This is a genomic window from Herpetosiphon geysericola, from assembly GCF_001306135.1.
Lineage (GTDB): Bacteria > Chloroflexota > Chloroflexia > Chloroflexales > Herpetosiphonaceae > Herpetosiphon > Herpetosiphon geysericola.
The window spans coordinates 12508-28889 of sequence record NZ_LGKP01000030.1; the positions used below are offsets into that span (position 1 = coordinate 12508).

Annotated in this window: 15 protein-coding genes; 14 read left to right on the forward strand and 1 reads right to left on the reverse strand. The window is 60.4% G+C overall.

The window, feature by feature from the left end:
- The first annotated feature begins 12 nt into the window (after window positions 1-12).
- The 11 genes from SE18_RS19370 to SE18_RS19420 all read left to right on the forward strand — a co-directional run bounded on the left by SE18_RS19370 (window position 13) and on the right by SE18_RS19420 (window position 11196).
- Window positions 13-312, forward strand: a complete 300-nt coding sequence (locus SE18_RS19370; RefSeq protein ID WP_236706920.1) for a hypothetical protein — start codon at window positions 13-15, stop codon at window positions 310-312.
- Complete coding sequence (locus tag SE18_RS19375; protein ID WP_054536122.1) at window positions 309-989, forward strand: carboxypeptidase-like regulatory domain-containing protein; 681 nt, start codon at window positions 309-311, stop codon at window positions 987-989. Before SE18_RS19370 ends, SE18_RS19375 begins: the two co-directional genes overlap by 4 nt.
- Entirely contained in the window at window positions 970-3162 is a 2193-nt protein-coding gene (locus tag SE18_RS19380; RefSeq protein WP_054536123.1) for a hypothetical protein, read from the forward strand. The genes SE18_RS19375 and SE18_RS19380 overlap by 20 nt, the downstream gene beginning before the upstream one ends.
- Before the next feature lie 28 nt (window positions 3163-3190).
- Window positions 3191-5101, forward strand: a complete 1911-nt coding sequence (locus SE18_RS19385; protein ID WP_054536124.1) for a pre-peptidase C-terminal domain-containing protein — start codon at window positions 3191-3193, stop codon at window positions 5099-5101.
- Between the two features lie 7 nt (window positions 5102-5108).
- On the forward strand, window positions 5109-6704 hold the full coding sequence (locus tag SE18_RS19390) for a hypothetical protein (RefSeq protein ID WP_054536125.1): 1596 nt from the start codon (window positions 5109-5111) through the stop codon (window positions 6702-6704).
- Between the two features lie 236 nt (window positions 6705-6940).
- Entirely contained in the window at window positions 6941-7303 is a 363-nt protein-coding gene (locus SE18_RS19400; RefSeq protein ID WP_054536127.1) for a hypothetical protein, read from the forward strand.
- A 93-nt stretch (window positions 7304-7396) separates the two neighbouring features.
- Entirely contained in the window at window positions 7397-7759 is a 363-nt protein-coding gene (locus SE18_RS19405; RefSeq protein WP_054536128.1) for a hypothetical protein, read from the forward strand.
- Between the two features lie 80 nt (window positions 7760-7839).
- Window positions 7840-8256, forward strand: coding sequence for a hypothetical protein (locus SE18_RS19410; protein ID WP_054536129.1), 417 nt, complete (start codon window positions 7840-7842; stop codon window positions 8254-8256).
- Window positions 8253-10592 carry a VirB4 family type IV secretion system protein gene (locus SE18_RS19415; RefSeq protein WP_054536130.1) on the forward strand — a complete coding sequence of 780 codons (2340 nt, stop codon included), beginning with the start codon at window positions 8253-8255 and terminating at the stop codon, window positions 10590-10592. The genes SE18_RS19410 and SE18_RS19415 overlap by 4 nt, the downstream gene beginning before the upstream one ends.
- Window positions 10593-10603: 11 nt before the next feature.
- A complete protein-coding gene (locus tag SE18_RS27585) occupies window positions 10604-10771 on the forward strand; it encodes a type 2 periplasmic-binding domain-containing protein (protein WP_160319528.1) in 168 nt (55 codons plus the stop codon).
- Window positions 10772-10800: 29 nt separating this feature from the next.
- The gene (locus SE18_RS19420; RefSeq protein WP_054536131.1) at window positions 10801-11196 is read left to right on the forward strand and encodes a hypothetical protein; all 396 of its coding nucleotides are present in this window, start codon (window positions 10801-10803) and stop codon (window positions 11194-11196) included.
- Window positions 11197-11295: 99 nt separating this feature from the next.
- Here SE18_RS19420 and SE18_RS19425 read toward each other — a convergent pair whose 3' ends face one another.
- Window positions 11296-11748 (reverse strand): DUF6326 family protein, encoded by a 453-nt coding sequence (locus SE18_RS19425; protein WP_170206289.1) that lies wholly within the window; start codon window positions 11746-11748, stop codon window positions 11296-11298.
- Window positions 11749-11986: 238 nt separating this feature from the next.
- Between SE18_RS19425 and SE18_RS19435 the strand changes: the two genes are divergently transcribed.
- From SE18_RS19435 to SE18_RS19445, 3 genes are all read left to right on the forward strand, one after another.
- The gene (locus SE18_RS19435; protein WP_054536134.1) at window positions 11987-12514 is read left to right on the forward strand and encodes a hypothetical protein; all 528 of its coding nucleotides are present in this window, start codon (window positions 11987-11989) and stop codon (window positions 12512-12514) included.
- Between the two features lie 123 nt (window positions 12515-12637).
- On the forward strand, window positions 12638-14602 hold the full coding sequence (locus SE18_RS19440) for a type IV secretory system conjugative DNA transfer family protein (RefSeq protein WP_054536135.1): 1965 nt from the start codon (window positions 12638-12640) through the stop codon (window positions 14600-14602).
- Window positions 14541-15554, forward strand: a complete 1014-nt coding sequence (locus SE18_RS19445) for a replication-relaxation family protein (RefSeq protein ID WP_236706922.1) — start codon at window positions 14541-14543, stop codon at window positions 15552-15554. Before SE18_RS19440 ends, SE18_RS19445 begins: the two co-directional genes overlap by 62 nt.
- Window positions 15555-16382 lie beyond the last annotated feature (828 nt).

Sequence of the window (16382 nt, forward strand, 5' to 3'; positions counted from 1 at the left end):
ACGCTGGCCCATATGACGACGCAGATTACGGGGCAACCGCTGCCAGCGGAAGCCTATACCACGCTCTTGATGCACTGTCGCTCAGGACTTCGGGCGATGGAGCGCGACGGCACGGGCATCATTCCACTCTCGCTCAGTGATGGACGCACGGTGTTGGGGATTCGGTTGACGCTGGATCAGCGCACGTTGCTGGTGACGGTGCTGCCGTGGAAAGGCGAGATTGCCACGGTGGTGCGCTGGCTCGACCGCTTCGGCGTGGCTAGCCCCCGCGTGCGAATCCCACCGTTGGCACTCAGGGAGGTCGGCGCATGAAGCTCTTGTTATTGGTGCTCTTTACCACACTTACCCCAGTCGTGGCAGGGCGCGGAGATTTGACCCTGTTGGTGCGCGACCCCGCAGGCCAACCCATCCCCCAGTTAACCGTGACGGTATTTCACGATACGGACAATGATGGGCGGGTGTTGGTCGCGACCATGGCCACCGATGCGACCGGACGGATCACGCTGCCGCAGCTCGCATGGGGCCTGTATATCGTGCAGTTTCAGGGTGCAGGGATTCAAGCACCCAATGAGCAAAACATGGGCTTGCTCGACGACGGCGGCGGGACGAGCAATGGCTTTGGCGTGCGGTTTGCCGAGGCCAGCCGCACTGAGCGCTTTGTGCTCACCCCCATCAACGGTGAAACCGTGCTGGTGCCGCTCTTTGACATGGCCGAGCGTGATGATGCCCCGCCGCAACCCTACGATCCCGTATTTGCCATGCTTGGCGTGCCCACGCCGACCGCGTTTTTGGTGCGCGATGTGGTGGAAGGCCGCGTGGATGCCAGCGGCCAACCCATCCGCGCCCGCTTCGATGCAGGCTGTTTGATCGGCGTTGGGTTGCTGGTGTGGGGCATGGCGGTGGTGGCATTTCTGGGCTGGTGGCGATTGCGGCGACCCCGACCCCCAACCCCGACAAAGGAGGCCGACGATGCCCGATTGGATGGATAACCTTGTTCAACAGCCGCTCTACCAGCTCGAACAAATTGTGGCGCAGGTGACGTGGGGCGTCAATCGTGCGGGCCTCTTCATCATCGACGTCTTGGATCGCTTTCGGGCGCAACTGGTGACGCAAGGCTTTACCAAGGCGCTCGATACGGTCAGCACCGAGATTTTGGGGATTAGCCGCCCCGTCGTTGAACTCTCATTGACGGTGGGCATGCTGCTGATTATCGCAACCCCCATCATTCGCTTCCAGTGGGTCAACATTAAAAAGGTGCTTGGCTTGGCCGTCATCGTCCCGCTCTTGTTGCCGATGTTGGCAGGTGGATTCCAAGATATTGACGCGGCGCGGAGTGACTTAGGGTCACTGTTTTACAACGAGATTTTCAGCAGTTCATCGTTCAACATTGCTCCTGGTGATGCAGCCCAAGGGACGGATCGCGGGATTTTGGTCGATGGCAGCGGCCAGATTCCGGCGTATGGGCCACGGAATGATGGCCGTTCAGGACTTCGCGGGGTTGATATTGCGGCCTCGTATCTGTGGGCCACCCGCAGCGATGTGGTCGAAAGTAGTCGCTTGTTACCGACGGCGTTTGAGCAACAGTATTTTCCCTACGATATTGGCGCGTTTGGCAATCAAGATACCGATGTGCGCTGGCAACTGATTGAGCAGGCAGGCGGCGGGATTACCCGCACGGTCTACGGCCTGATTTTGGTGGCCTTCGCCTTTTTGGAGACCTTAATCAATGTGGCCTTTACCCTTGCCCTTGGCTTTCAGTTGATTGCCCTGATTATCGCTACCTTATTCATGTGGTTCACGCCATTTGAAGGCATGGTCGTGGGCATCATCAAAAAGATGGCCGATTTGATGCTCCAGAGTTGGGGGATCAGCGCGGTGCAGGGCTTGACACTCGCTGCCGTGGTCAGTGCCGCCAACCAAAGTGGCTCGATTGCCGTGCTTGGGGTCGGGATTCTTGGGCTTGCCTTAGAGATTGTCTATGTCACGGTGGCCTATAAGGCGGTCATCGGCGCCATCACGGGCATGGGCAGTGGTGGCGGCATCAGTTCGGTCGGTCGGGCGCTCGCCCCCGCAGCGGCATTGGCCACGGGTGGCGCAAGTGCGGTGTTGGGTGGTGCCTTGGCTGCCCCCAAAGCGGCGCTGGCCTACCAAACCGCCCGCCAGTCGGGCGTGAGTAGCAGCGCGGCCTTGGGCTACGCGGCCCAAAGCAATCGACCCCTTGCCGCGATCGGCAATTTGGCCACGCTGATGGGCTACGGGAATAGTGAATACACCGCCGGAGCCGCCATCGGCCAGAACGCCAAAGACCGCCGCTATGGGATGCACAGCCCCATGGCGCGGCATCAATTAGGCATGCACGCCGACCGCGAGCAGCAACGCACGGAACGAACCCAGGATCGCCAAGTGGCCCACGCGCGCCAACAGCAGCAGGAGGCGGATCGCCATCACGCTTTAGAACGACAGGCCCAGCAGGCGATGGCCCGTGAACAAGCACAAGCCCGCCAAGCGCAACAGGATGCCGAACGGCAGGCCGAGCGCCAGCAACGCATGGCCCGCGAAGCCTACGAAGCGCCGATTAAGGCAATAGGCCGCCCGCAGATCGCCGAGGCCATGACCAGCGCCTATGTCAGCGCCTACGCCGACGATCCAACCAAGCCCGCGAATGTGGACAGCGTGACCAACGTGATTGGCCTTGCGCCTGGCGCGTTTGGCTATCAGACCGCCGCCGTGCAAACCGTCTTGGATGATTTGCACGCAACGCCGTTTGCGCCGGATTTGGCGCAGCGCCTCATGGTGGAGGCGGGACAGGAAGGGCAATTTCGACCGGAAACCCGCGCCGAAGCGCAGCACGACTTAATGGCGAGTGGGATGACCGAGGCGGTTGCGAATCGCCGGATGCAGACGATGGAGCGGCATATGCAACGCATACCCAGTGGCGTGAAGGTCAGTGATGCCGAGGCCGCCGCTGCGCTTCAACAGCAACCGAGTTCGTATGCAGGCTATAGCGCGGAGCATCGGCAGCGGCCCAGCGAGCGCGAACCCGTGATTACGCCGACCCCCGAACGGATTGCCGCCCCGCCCCCTGCCGCCTTGAGCGCGCCAACGGAACAACGCCCACGCGGTTATGGACGTACCCCGCGCCGATCCCGCGCCGGACACTAATCGACCCTGATTGAGAAAGGAATATTGCATGACCCGCACCCTTGTGCGGCGCTGGCATATGCTTGGCATTCTGCTAAGTGTCTGGTTAGTGCTGCTCACGACAACCGCCCGCGCATCCACGCCGCTGGCAGTTGCCTTTAGCGTCGCTGAAGCAGGCCACGGTGAACCCGTGACCCTGACCATTACCGCAGCGCTGCCATTGGCGACGACGATCACGGTGGAGCTTGATGCCAGTTTGATGGTCACGGCCTCGCCCAGCGATTGCCAGTCCAGCGCGGCCCAGTGGCAATGCCGGACTACGGACACGCCGTGGATTGGCGTATTCGTGGTGGCGTTTGACCCCGCGACCCCCGCCGGAACGGTGGCCACTGCCACCGTGACCGCACTCAACGCGAGCGCAACGGCGCAGCTGGTGGCGATTGGAATTCCGGCAGCGACGGCCACGGCGACGACTACCGCGACGAGCCAGCCAAGCGTAACGGCAACCATGCCAAGCGTGGCCACGGAAACCGCGTGGCCAACCGCAACCCCGTGGCTGACCCCCACGCCGATGTTGCCGAGCGCCGAACCAGTGCCCGATAGCGCGGAACCCAATAACGAGGCAGACCGCGCAACCCCATTGGGCGTACCCGCGACGCTGGATAAACTCTCATTCTGGCCGCTGGGGGATGTGGATTATTTCGCGGTGCAGGTGAAACCGAGCCAAGCCGGATTGACCCTCACGATCAACACCTATTTAACGGTGGGGTTGGATACCCAGCTACGCGTGTTGACCAGCGACGGTGCTGCAATCGCCAGCAATGACGATGTGTCGCCAACCGACCCGCGTTCGTCGCTCGCCCTGCGCGCCGAAGCCGGAACCTATCTGGTGGAGGTTCGCAATGTGGCCCCAACCCATCCGGCGTTCAAAACCTATCGCTTGGAGGTGGCATTCATCACAGCCCCCGTTGGCGCGCCAAACCCTACGGCGGAGGCCTCCCCAGCAGCCGCCCCATGGGATAGCTATCACGGCAACTACCAGTGGGACACCGCCGCGCTGATTCCGATTGGCGACACCGTAGCGGACTTGACCTTTGGCTGTCCTGACTATGCCTATTTGGATTTGGCCAGCTGCACCGTGCCCGACTTTTTCACCATCAGCGTGAAGGGCGGCTTGTGTTATTCGGCCAGCACCACGGTAGCGGCGGGGGTTGACACCAACTTAATTGTGTATGGCCCCGAACGCGACATGGCCGCGCCATGGGCAGGCAACGACGATGCAGCCCACGACGAGGCAGGCAGCACGGTGCTCTTTTGTGTGCCCGAAGCGGCAGGCGTGTTGGATGCCTATCTGCTGATTGGCCAAGTCGGACGGCTCGCCCCACCCCTGAACGAGCGCACGTACACGCTACGGGTTGACCGTTGGTTGCCGACCACGGCCACGCCAACGGCCACAACGATCCCCATGGGAACCGGTGGCACGGCAGGCGGCAGCGTCCCGAATAACGGTGGCGATGGCATGGGCGGTAGTAATCCGCAGCCTCAACCAGCCGCCCCGCAACCAACCCTAATCCAGCGGGATACACCGTTGGCAGGCATCCAGATTGAGGAAATCCCGCTGGCCCAAGCGGCCCAACCCACGGCGCAGCCGACCATCCTTGTTCCCTTGAGCGTGGTGGTCTGTTACGACGGGGTGCATGCGAACAAGAGTTGTGACATCGACGAAGGGGTGGCAGGCGTGACCGTGTATGTCACCGACGAGCAAAGCGGCACGGTGTTAGCGCAAGCCGTGACCGACCCCAGTGGCAGGGCGGCGATGAGCGTGCGGGTGCGCGATACCGCGATGCTGATAGTCAGCATGCCGAGCTTCGATGCCACCCAGCGGGTATCCGCGCGCACGCCACAGGTCAAGCCGATCATGGTCTCAACCGTGACCCCGCTGCCAGCCTTATTACCGTGAGGACGTTATGAGTGAGCATCAGATCGAAGCCCTGTTGGCGGAGATTCCCGCCGACGAGCGGGCGACCTTTCAAGCGTTTTACCAAGAGCGCTTATATGCCGCCATGCAGGCGGCCAGTCGGCGCGGCGGCATGGAGGTTGATCCCGACCAGATTGAAGAAGAACTCGTCGATGCCCTCATCCGCGAGGCCGAGGGCAGGGATAGCGCGAGCGGGATGGGCATGGTGCCAACGACTGAGGGGGAATATGCCCTGATTCCACCGGAAAGTGATCCGCGCCTCGCCCAACCCGCCAAGGGGAGTGGCCGCAGCGGCGACGCAGGCGCGATGACCCCGCAGCGCTGGGCCGCGATTGGGCTGGTGTTGCTGGTGCCGCTGCTCTGGTTCTTCTGGCCAAGCGGCGACGGCGATACCGATACCGATACGCAGGCGCTCGATACCACGACCACGCCGATGACGACGACGCTTGCCCTCGTTACCCCAACCGCGTTGACCGACTTTAGCGGTGGCAATGATGTCACCGTCGCCTATCCCGCCTCGCTCGAACTTGCCCGCGACGATGGAGCCAGCCCCGATGTCTATCGCGTTCTTGCGAGTGCCAGCGAGCTTGGCGGCGTGTGGGAGCCAGACGTGCCGGAGGGCGTGGCTGCCTGGCTGAATGGCTCCTATATCAATCACATTTTCTGTTTGCCAACGACCGCGAAAAGCACCATTGACGGCTTGAATCGCGGCAGCGTGATTACGATGCGCCCCGCGAGCGGCGCGGTACGAACCTACACGGTAGTGCGGGTGCGCGAGGTGGGCAGGCAGGAAGTTGAGGTGCTGGACCAGCGCCGCGCAGGCATGACCTTGATTCTCTGCGGGGACGGCCAAAATGAACGCACGGTCGTCGAAGCGGCCTATCAACCTGCGAGCCAAACCACGGCCACACTCCAACGGGGACAGGCCGCAACCGTGCCCGATATGGCCCGCCTCACCGTGCAAACGGTGCAGACCCTTGCCCCAACGACCACCACCCCAGTCGGATTTGCCGAAGTGGCGATCACGGTGCAGGTCGAAAACCTCACGGGCCAAGTCTGGACCAGCCAAGCGATGGCTGACCAGCTGGTGCTTGACGGCGTGTTGGCCGAACGGGTGACGGTTGAACACGATGCGATTGATGCCCACGCGGCGCGCCGCGTGACCTATCACTATCTGGTGCAAGAAACAGGCGGCCAAGCAATCTGGCGGGCAACCGCCTTAACGGGCGAAACGGTGGCGGTGGCACTGACGATTCCCCCCGCCCCTGCCGGAGCCGACCGCCGCCCGTTTATCACCACACTTGACCCTGCGTCCGTCCGGCTTGAACCCTTAGGCAACGGCCACCGCTTCACGATCACGGCAGTGCTCACGGCCACAGGCAGTGACCCCGTAACGGTCGATCTGAACGGGGTGAGCGTGTGGAGTGGCGGGCGCACCGTGCCGCTCGATGGCACGAGCGACAGTTTGCCGATTGTCCTTCAGCCAGGCACGCCCACGCCGCTGCGGCTGGTGGCGAGCGTGCCCGATGTGGCCCAACTGGAAATGCAAATTGGGCAGCAGCGCTGGCGGATCACGCTGCCCTAGATCAGTTAATAGGAGGAACGCAATGAACCGACAACAACGGAGCCGGTATCAGGGGTGGTGGTGGGGAATCGGGGTGGTGAGTGGCGGTGGTGTTGGGTTCGTTGGATTGGTTGGATGGGATGCCACGCTCGTCAGCCGAGGGTTGGCGTTGGTGGCGGTCGGGTTGGTCGTGTGGAGCTATCGCCCCACACATCGGGTTGGATTGGATTAATGGTTGTTTTATTGGAGGAAATCCCGTGAAGAAGTTTGCCTATGCCGTTTTGACCGTGATGGTGTTTGGGTTGGCCGTCTTTGCAGCCCCCGCCGCTGCCAGTTATGCCGCGCCGATTGGCGGGAGTGTGGAAGCTGTTGTTGACGAGCCGACCTTGAACCAAGTCGGGCAACTGGAAGCCAAGATTGAAGAAATCACCGAGCAATTGACCACCGTTGGCCGTCCGCTCGCGGTGTTGGCGTTAGTGCTGGTGTTTATTAGTTACGTCGCGGAGCCAGTTCTGCCAGACTGGGCGCGTGAAAATAAGGGCATGATGCGCAAAGTCTTGTTTGCGGCGTTGGGCTTGGGCGTGATTCCTGACCTCGTGGGCTTCGCGTTCGGCAGCTAAATCGCGCATCCCCTTTTCGTGATACAGCAGATCGCGCGGGGTGCGATGCCCCGCCTATCGGATTGATTCCCATCTTTTTTTGGAGGAAACCCCATGAAATCGTTCGCTCATGCAGTATTGGCAATTATCGTGTTCGGTCTTGCCGTGTTCGCTGGCCCAGCCGCTGCCAGTTACGCCGCGCCAGTTGGTGGCAGTAGCGCGGTCGTTGCCGATGAGCCGACCTTGAATCAAGTCGGGCAGTTAGAGGCAAAAATCGAAGACATTACCGAGCAATTAACGACCGTTGGCCGTCCGTTGGCGGTGTTGGCGTTGGTGCTCGTGTTTATTAGTTATGTGGCCGAACCCGTGTTGCCCGATTGGGCACGCGAGAATAAAGGGATGATGCGCAAGGTGTTGTTTGCCGCGTTGGGCTTGGGTGTTATCCCCGACCTCGTGGGCTTCGCCTTCGGCAGCTAATACCCCCTTTTCGTGATACAGATTTGATAGCAATGCAGAGCACCGCACACGCGGTGCTCTGCTGGTGAACGGAGGCAGTGATGGCGCGCGAATTAGAGCAGTTTTTAGCACGCGGAGAGGAAAAAGCATTCTGGCTGTTTACGTACAAAAATGCTGGCGGGGCGATTTTAGGTGGCTTTATGGGTAGCCGGATTGGCCAAATCCTCGGAACCGGCGGGATCGTGATGGCCTTGACAATGGTCGGGGTTGGGGTTGGTTTAGGCATCACGTTGAATCGACGCGGCTTAATGTGGGGACGGCGGTTGTGGTTCACCATCCTGTTTTACCTGCGCAGTGCCATCAAGCCACGCACGATTGATGCAGCCGACTGGTATCGGGTGATTGAAGAACGGGAACATGCGGTGGGATTAAGTCACGCTGGCCAACTGGTCTTGGCCCCGCGCACGATGGCCAGCGAAGCCGTGGCCCAAGGACGGTCGGAAGGAGAAAGCCCATGAATCAGCAACCCTTGTGTTTGACGATTGACCCGTTTTCAGTGCGGCAGTACCGTGAGGAATTGCCACAGCTCGAACAACGCTTTGCCAACTTTTGGGCAGGCATCACCTACGATGCGCGGCTGATCTCGTGTACGCGGCGTTTTTCCTTTGCCCCAATTCGTCAGCGCCTCCGGCAGCAAACCAGCCCGCTCGATGACCTGCGGGAGTTGCTGCCGCTGCTCTTGGCGGTGCAGGACGGTGAGCCGCGTGCTGAGGCATTAACCAGCCTGGTACAGAAGCGGCTCGCAATCTATGAGCGGGCGACCGCTGCCTTGCAGGATGCGCCAACCGTGCGGCATGCCTTGCGCGCGCTGGCCGACGGCGCGACCGATGCCACGACGCTGGCCGTGGTTGCCGACGGCTGCCGCCGCGCCCTCTGGCCATGGCGCTGGCTGAAAAACTACCGCCGTGCCTACGAGGTCATGGAGCGCGAAGGCAATCCCCTTGGTATCCACCATTATTTCATCGCCTGGCCATCAGAATACACCGATGCCGAGGCCGTGCGCAGTGTGCTTAAGGGCACGTTTTTGTTGCCCGATGTCCAGATCGCACCGCTCCCGCCCTTGTTTCACGGAAAATACCGCGAAATGGCAACCTATCTCAGTCCACTCGACGAGGGCCGTCCGTATTTGCGCGTCATTCACGCCTTCGATGTGCGCGGCGAGTGGGATTTGGGCAGTATGCAGGAGTTGCTGAGTGGCGAAGAAGAATTGGCGGTGGCGGTGGATGTCACCACGTTGCCGCGTGCCAAGGCGCAGCGCGCGACGACCGATGCGTTTAACGTGCTCGAAGGCGCATTGACCGCGCGGAATGCCGTGAAGGATGCCAGGGCCGAACGGGCATACCGCGATGTCAGTTACGCGATGAATGCGTTGGATGTGCAGCAGTTGCATGAAGTGGCGTATGCGATCCTGATCCAAGCGCCAAGCGTGCGGGATTTGAATCGGATCACCCAAACCCTGCGTGACCGCATGGGCGCACGGCTCAAGCTGGATGTGCTGAGCGGAACCCAAGGCGAGTATTTGAAGCTTTTTACCATGACACCGAGCAAACAGATTGCCGCGCCGCTCATCCGGCGAAATGCGCTCAGCGAGCATGTCGCGGCCAAAACGCCGTGGGGTATTCGCAAGAGCGACCGTACCAGCGGCATCCTGTGGGGCTATGATCCGCACGATCAACTGCCATTTCACTATGATCTGTTTGGGGCCACCGGAACGGACAACCCGCACTTGCTGATGCTTGGGAAGGCTGGTTCGGGGAAGACCGTGACCCTTGGGGCCTTGGCCTTAAGACAAGCGGTAGCTGGCAATCAAGTGATCATGTTCGATCCCGTAGGCAAATGTGAGTGGTTGTGTGAAGCGGTGGGCGGGGGAGCCACCTATTATCACTTGGCCAATGAGGTGGCGATCAATATTCTTGACCCGCTCTCGACGAGCCTCAACCGTCAGAAAAATCATGTGGAGCGCAAACTCTCGATGATCTTAGGGCGTTCCATTCACCACGGCACGGGCGTGCAGCTGCATCCACGGCTCTTAACGAATGCCGAGCGGGGCGCGTTGGAAGCTGCGTTAGCATCAACGCGGATCTATGGCCCCGATGGCGCATTCCTCGCCCAAATGGATGATGAAACCGCGCCGCTCTTGAGCGACTTGGTGCTGGCCTTGCGCGAAACCAACCGCCCCGTTGGCCGAGCCTTGGCTGAGGAAATCACGGATATTGCCTTGCAATCGCAGGCCCACCTCTTTGATCGCCAAACAACCTTGAAGTGGGATTTTGGTAGCGATGTGGTGGCCTACAACCTCAATAATGCGGATAAAGCCCTCTTGCCCATGTACCTCGACCATGGATTTACGGCGCTGAATCAGTATGTGCGTAGCCCACAACGGCGCGCCCGCAACCAAAAGCTGGTGTGCATTATCGATGAGTTTGGGGTCATGTCGCAGATCGAAAGCCTCAAGGCCGAGGTCGCGTATGACACCAAAGAATGGCGGAATTACGGTGCAGCCATGTGGTCAGCCGATCAGAACGCATCCACATATATGGGCGGCAGCGGCAATGCCCAAGACTTCAGCAACCAGACCACGAATAACACCGCCGTGAAGCTGTTTGGCCGCCAAGAGGGGACGGACGCGAATCTTTTAGCCGAGGCGTACCCCGAATTATCACCCAGTGATATTGCGGCGATCCGCACGGCAGGTGCAGGAGAGTTCGTCGGTATTTTCGGGACGAACGACGTCCACCATTTGCGCATGCAATTGACCGATCAAGAAGTGGCCTATTTCATTCGGAAGGGCTAGAGGAGATGGACATGAAGCTGATGAAGCGCAAGGAGACCACGGGACAACAGGAACGGGCTGACTTGGCCAACGCGACCGAGCAGCTGCACCGCGTGTTGGCGATCCGTTGGTGGCGCTGGCGACATGGGTTTTTGGCGGCAAAACGCGTGGAGATCGAGCAACGCCGCCGCGAAGGATAGTGATGCATGGTGTATGGAGGATAGAAACAATGCAACGATGGCTATTGGTGTTGGTATTGGCAAGCGTGTTGGTCGGCTGTGGTGAGGCTGCGAGCCGTTCAAAAAGCTCAGTGGATGTGATCACCACCTGGGCGGAGGCGGTCGTGGCCGACGATTGGGCAACCGCAACCGCCATGATTGGCTGGGAGCCAGAGCGTTGGGAGCGGGTACTTCGTGGGAAAGACGGAACCGATGACTACACGGCCTATGCGTTGGTGGGCGACCCCGTGGTCTTAACCGCCTCAACGACCGCAAAGATTCAATGGACTCGCGCGGGCGATCCCAAGCCACAGTGTATGACGGTCGAAGTGGGCAAGAGTAACCGGATCACGGTCAATGGCTGGTCGCTCTGTCCTGGCGAATCGCTCAACCGTCCTATCCCGTAGCACCCGAGGAGAGGGTGAGGATCGGCGGGAGTTCTCAGTCCCGCCGTTGCTGGGTGTGCTCGCTGCGTCTACCCACGATAGATGACGCACCGTGATCGATTACCGCGTGATCCCAGCCGTCGTGCGAGGCCACGTCCACGCGGTACGCAGGATGAATACGAGCAGCAGCACCTCGATGCCGATGGAGAGACCATAGAAGGAGGCCCAGTCCCACGATTCGCCTGCTGCGTTGATGGCCGCGAACGGAATTTCAAACGCTGCCACAATGAGGTTCGTGGTACGGTTCGCACGGGCGGGCAGAGCCATCGAGAGGACGATCATGAGGGCGGGGATGGCCACGAGCGCGAGGACGATGGTCAAATAGGTTGGGCTGATGGCGAACTCAAAGATGACCCCCGACCGGATTTGATCGATGGCTCCCGGCTTGTAGAGGTGGAAGTAGTCCACGTAGATGTAGAGGACCATGAAACTCGTCCAGGCGGCGGCGAGCTTTGCTTGGACGGGAACCTGCCCATCCGCAAGGGGTGGCATCGGTTGTTTGATCGCATTCATCGATTTGTCCTTGTCTTGAATCATGCTGAAGCATGTTCCGCAGTATAGGGACACCATGGGCGTGGCGGATAGACACGAAAGTGTGGTTGGCGAGTGGGGTGGCGCGATGCACCGTACACGGGAAACCGAGCGCGTTGGCCGCGACGTGGGCGGCGCGGCTCTAGGCGTGGCATGCAACCTTCGCGACGGTCGTGCGTTTAACATGGCAGCATGATTGATCGTTGTGAAGGAGGGTCGCATGAAACGGCTGATTGGAATCCTCATGGTGGTGCTGGTGGCCGCGTTGGCCGGATGGGCATGGACGCGCACACTGCCCATGGCGACCGCCGCTGCGCCGCGCGTCGCAGAATCGGCCATGGTGGATGGGGGCGGGTATGGGATCTATGGCTGGGACGGCGGGTTGCAGGTCGTGTTGATCTATGAGGGAACGGTCGCCGCCCAAACCTGTGATATCGACCCTGCCGATGGGGCCGCAGACGAGGTATATCGCTGTACGATTCCCTTTGCGAATGGTACGACGACCCAGTGGTCGATCCGCAGCGCGGATGGCAAAACGGGGCGTATCACGGTGGATGGCGTGACCTATGCCGTGCCGCGTGAGGCCACGGTGCTGCGGATCAATGGCGATGGTGTGGGCCAACGGGTGACGGCGTATCAGCGGATACTGCCGCCGTTGACGCTGGGCGATGCCAGCCGGACGCTGGAGCAATGGATGGCGCGTGATGCCGAGTTTGCGCCCTTTGCCGCACTGTTCCGTTCCGAGTAGACGGAGTATCCACAACCAAATAACCGACAAATGACACCAGCACCCCAATGCTGGTGTTTGGTTTTAAGCAATGCGGGATGGTCACTGACGATCCCGCGTTCGTGTATCCAGAAGGAGGATCGGATGAGTCAACCACCAGCCCAGTCCGCGTCGAGCGACAGCGGCGGGGCGATGATGGGCTTCTTCATGGGCCTGATTGTGGTGCTTGTGGCGCTCCCCGCAGCCATTGGGGCATTGTGGGGCAGGCGTTTCATGAAAACGCACCAGCCCATGGTGGCGATGCTTGCGTTAGCAGGCGCAGGGCTGATGGCCCTCGTGGTCTGGTCGCCCTTGCGCGATCATTTAACGGAAAGCCGCACGGCGATTGAACGGGGCAAGCGGCGCGATGGGATTATGGGCGTGGTGCGCGCCGGAGCCAGTGCGATTCCGCTGCTCTGGCTGTATACGATTCCGCTTGCCCCTGCGCTGACGATGGTGTGGGAGAGCGTGCGGCCCAAGTCGCTCGCAGAACAACAGGCAGAAAAGGATAGCCACGCCAAGGAAAAGCGGGACATCCAGCTGGAATCGGCCAAGCGGCGCGCCATGAAAGCCAGCGCGGCCAGCCTGACCCAGCGCCCTGTGACCAAGGACATTGATAGCGCGACCGTGCTTGGTGCCAAGATTCAGGGCGATTCCTTGTTCTTTGCGGTAGAGCATAAACGCCTGATGTATCTCACCACCAACATCGGCGCAGCCAGTCTGCATATGCTGTTTATTGGGGAAAATGGTGCCGGGAAATCGGAGTCGATGTTGCGTGTCGCAGCGTCAATTGCGGCTTCGACGAACTGGGATGTATTCTTTGTCAACCCCAAAAATGACGTGAAGATGATGCAGCAGTTTTACGACTTAATGGCCTTCTACGGGCGGCAGTGTCGGCTATTTCCGCAGGAGCCATATAACGGTTGGGAAGGCGATAGCGGGGCCTTGCTCAGTCGGATCATGGCGATTCCCGCCTATGCGACCGAAGGCGCAGCGTCATTTTATTCCGACATGGGGGAAGTCTATCTTCGCGCCGTGCTCAATACGGATGAGGCGTTGCCCAGTTCGTTTGAGGAGTTAGAAGAACGGCTGCAATACGGGCGCTTAGCTGACCAGTATAAGAACGATGCGCAGGGGTTTGCGCGGGTGGCCAGTATCAGTGCCGCCGATGCCAAAAGCGTGTTCATGCGCTTTGCGACCATGACCCCGAAACTGACCCAAATCCGGCGGGACGGATGGCGTTTAAGCGAGGCCCGCGCCGCCTATTTTGGTTTGCCCGTGTTGGCCAACGAACGCGATAGCCAGAGCATCGCCAAGTTTCTGCTGGAGGACATCAAACATTACTTATCGACGCGCAAACCCGCCGACCGCCGCGCCTTGTTTGTCATCGACGAATTTTCGTCATTAGGGACGGAGAGCGTGATCCGCTTAGCCGAAATGGCGCGGAGCTTGGGCGGGATCGTGATGTTGGGGACACAGACCTTGGCGGGCCTTGGTGATGCCGATCAACAGGCGCGGATTGTCGGCAACATGACGGTGGTGCTGCATCGGATGAGCGCCCCCGAAGAACTGACGAAATTGGCAGGGGTGCAAAAGGTCATGACGACGATTCACCAGTTTCAGGGCAAGCAGATTTTGAAACGCGGAACCTATCGCATGGAGGAGGAAGCACGCATCGACCCGCAAGATGTGCGCACCTTGCCGACCGGATGCGCCTGGGTGATTGCACGCGGGGCAGCGGCCAAAGTCCAGTTTGCCATGATGCCTGATGTTCCACGGATGCCCATCGTGATTCAGCGGCCCCGCCGCGCGCCGACCCCCGCTGCGGCATTTGCGCCGCCAACGCTCGCTGTCACGGTGGCCAGCACGGGTGCAACCATTCCGTTGGCCGATGGTGTGGACATGAGTTTTGGCGCAACCTTTACCCCGATTGACGAATCGACCGATTCTGACCTGATGCCGGAGGATACGCCTCCCACCCATGAGACGACCCTAGTGATGGAGGATCATGCTGATGTTACTGGCGACGACACGCTCAGCTTTGGTGCACGTCGCATTGACGGCGCGTGACTTGGCCATTTTTGAGACCTTGACCCAGGTGCGCTTTTTGACCGCTACGGCGATTGAATGGCTGCACTTTCCTGATCGCCGCCCGGTGTGGGAGGCGGATATGCAGGCACGATTAAAGAGTGCAGCGCACCCACCGTATCGGGTTGGGCGCGTCGTGCATCGGCGGTTGCACTTATTGGCTGCCGCAGGCTATTTGTCGCGCATGGTACGGCCAACCGCGATTCGCAAACATACGTGGGGTGGCCGCGAACCCGACTTGTTAAGTTTGACCGAAGATGGAGCCTTAGCGTTGGCAGCAACCACCGATGATGCGCATATGGCAGTGGAATCCTATCGGGTGCGCGAGCGCTCAAGCTCGGTAACGCAGCATACTGCCGAGATTGGCGAGGTCTATGCTGCGTTGCGGGTGAAAATTGCAACCATGCCTGGCATGGCCATGGAGGACTGGCGCAGCGATCACATGACGGCGCGGAGTTACGATCATCTCACGGTGGTGCGCCAACGGGCAGGCGGCATGGAACGGGTATCGTTGCCCGTGGTTCCCGATGGCACGTTTGTCTTGGTGCATCCGCACGGGCGTTTGCGGGTCTTCATTGAGGTGGATCGGGGCACGCGCCGCCTCGAAACATGGCGAGAGAAGATCGAAGCCTATCATGCCTATGCTGGGAGTGCCGAGTTGCGTGCACGCTACCAGACGGACACGTTTGTGTTGTTGACGATAGCCCCCACCGTTGCCCAGCAACAACGCTTGATGAATGCGACGGCAGCCGTGTTGGGCGGTGCGAGTTCACACTATTTGTTTACCTTGCGAGCGGCGGTGCATCCGCTGCGGATCGGTGGTGAATGGCAGAAAATCACGGCGGTGAATCGGGCCGTGGTTGCGGCAGGGTTCCAACGCCAAGCCACCGAAAAAGTGAGTGCAACCACCAGTCGGCATGTGTTCTTACAGTAAGATTGCCTGTTCAGTTGGAGTGTACACAAAGGTGTTCATTAGATGGGCAGGGTTGCAGCGACCAGTTGAAGTGAACACCCAACGGGGCCAGTGGAAGCCCGAAACGGGGATACGGAGCTAACGACAATTGCACTTCGGTGGGGGGTATGCTGTCGCCGTTTGACCCACCAGCAAGGGCTAAAGCCTGCTGCGCTACGCTTGCACTGGTGTTCCACCCGTCGCCATCAACCCCCCACCGAAGTGCAGCCGCCCTGCGGGGCGGCAGGCGCGGCGGCTGCGCCGCGCCACCGTGGGAAATCCCATCGTCCAAGTGCTGCCTATCTCACCTCGCTACGCGAGCGCCTGCGGCGGTTCTGCGAACGTTGCGATACACGGCTTAACGCACTGGGACTCATGGCTGCGCAGCCCCTACGGGCAATCCTGCGGCTTGGTTTGCAACGCTGCTTGGGGTTCGTCGCGGGGGCGCTCCTCACCCGATTTCCCACGGTGGCGCGGCGACGTGCGCACCAACCTTCAAGAGGCGGAGCCATAGCCAAACACCGTGCAATCCCGAGAGGCGGAGCCATCAAACAGGCGCACTCTGCCTTGCCGCGTCTGCCGCCGTCGCTCCCGCATGGAAGGTCAGGCCACGCCAACGCCCCTGCACGGCAACCATTCCCCAACGATAGTCCAATCACCCAGGGCAATCCAGTCCTAAAAGGCGAACCAGAACCAAGGGCCGTGCGAAGGCTTATGCCGTGATTCTTCCCGGACGTTTTTAACAGGGCTTCGCGTGGAGTGGTCAGCGAGAGAAGGGTGACGATAGCACGCTGTGAGCGTCAAAATGCC

Bases quoted from the DNA above. Each gene is read 5' to 3' on its own strand.
- SE18_RS19370 (WP_236706920.1), top strand. From the start codon at position 13: ATGACGACGCAGATTACGGGGCAACCGCTGCCAGCGGAAGCCTATACC.
- SE18_RS19375 (WP_054536122.1), top strand. From the start codon at position 309: ATGAAGCTCTTGTTATTGGTGCTCTTTACCACACTTACCCCAGTCGTG.
- SE18_RS19380 (WP_054536123.1), top strand. From the start codon at position 970: ATGCCCGATTGGATGGATAACCTTGTTCAACAGCCGCTCTACCAGCTC.
- SE18_RS19385 (WP_054536124.1), top strand. From the start codon at position 3,191: ATGACCCGCACCCTTGTGCGGCGCTGGCATATGCTTGGCATTCTGCTA.
- SE18_RS19390 (WP_054536125.1), top strand. From the start codon at position 5,109: ATGAGTGAGCATCAGATCGAAGCCCTGTTGGCGGAGATTCCCGCCGAC.
- SE18_RS19405 (WP_054536128.1), top strand. From the start codon at position 7,397: ATGAAATCGTTCGCTCATGCAGTATTGGCAATTATCGTGTTCGGTCTT.
- SE18_RS19410 (WP_054536129.1), top strand. From the start codon at position 7,840: ATGGCGCGCGAATTAGAGCAGTTTTTAGCACGCGGAGAGGAAAAAGCA.
- SE18_RS19415 (WP_054536130.1), top strand. From the start codon at position 8,253: ATGAATCAGCAACCCTTGTGTTTGACGATTGACCCGTTTTCAGTGCGG.
- SE18_RS27585 (WP_160319528.1), top strand. From the start codon at position 10,604: ATGAAGCTGATGAAGCGCAAGGAGACCACGGGACAACAGGAACGGGCT.
- SE18_RS19420 (WP_054536131.1), top strand. From the start codon at position 10,801: ATGCAACGATGGCTATTGGTGTTGGTATTGGCAAGCGTGTTGGTCGGC.
- SE18_RS19425 (WP_170206289.1), bottom strand. From the start codon at position 11,748: ATGAATGCGATCAAACAACCGATGCCACCCCTTGCGGATGGGCAGGTT.
- SE18_RS19435 (WP_054536134.1), top strand. From the start codon at position 11,987: ATGAAACGGCTGATTGGAATCCTCATGGTGGTGCTGGTGGCCGCGTTG.
- SE18_RS19440 (WP_054536135.1), top strand. From the start codon at position 12,638: ATGAGTCAACCACCAGCCCAGTCCGCGTCGAGCGACAGCGGCGGGGCG.
- SE18_RS19445 (WP_236706922.1), top strand. From the start codon at position 14,541: ATGCTGATGTTACTGGCGACGACACGCTCAGCTTTGGTGCACGTCGCA.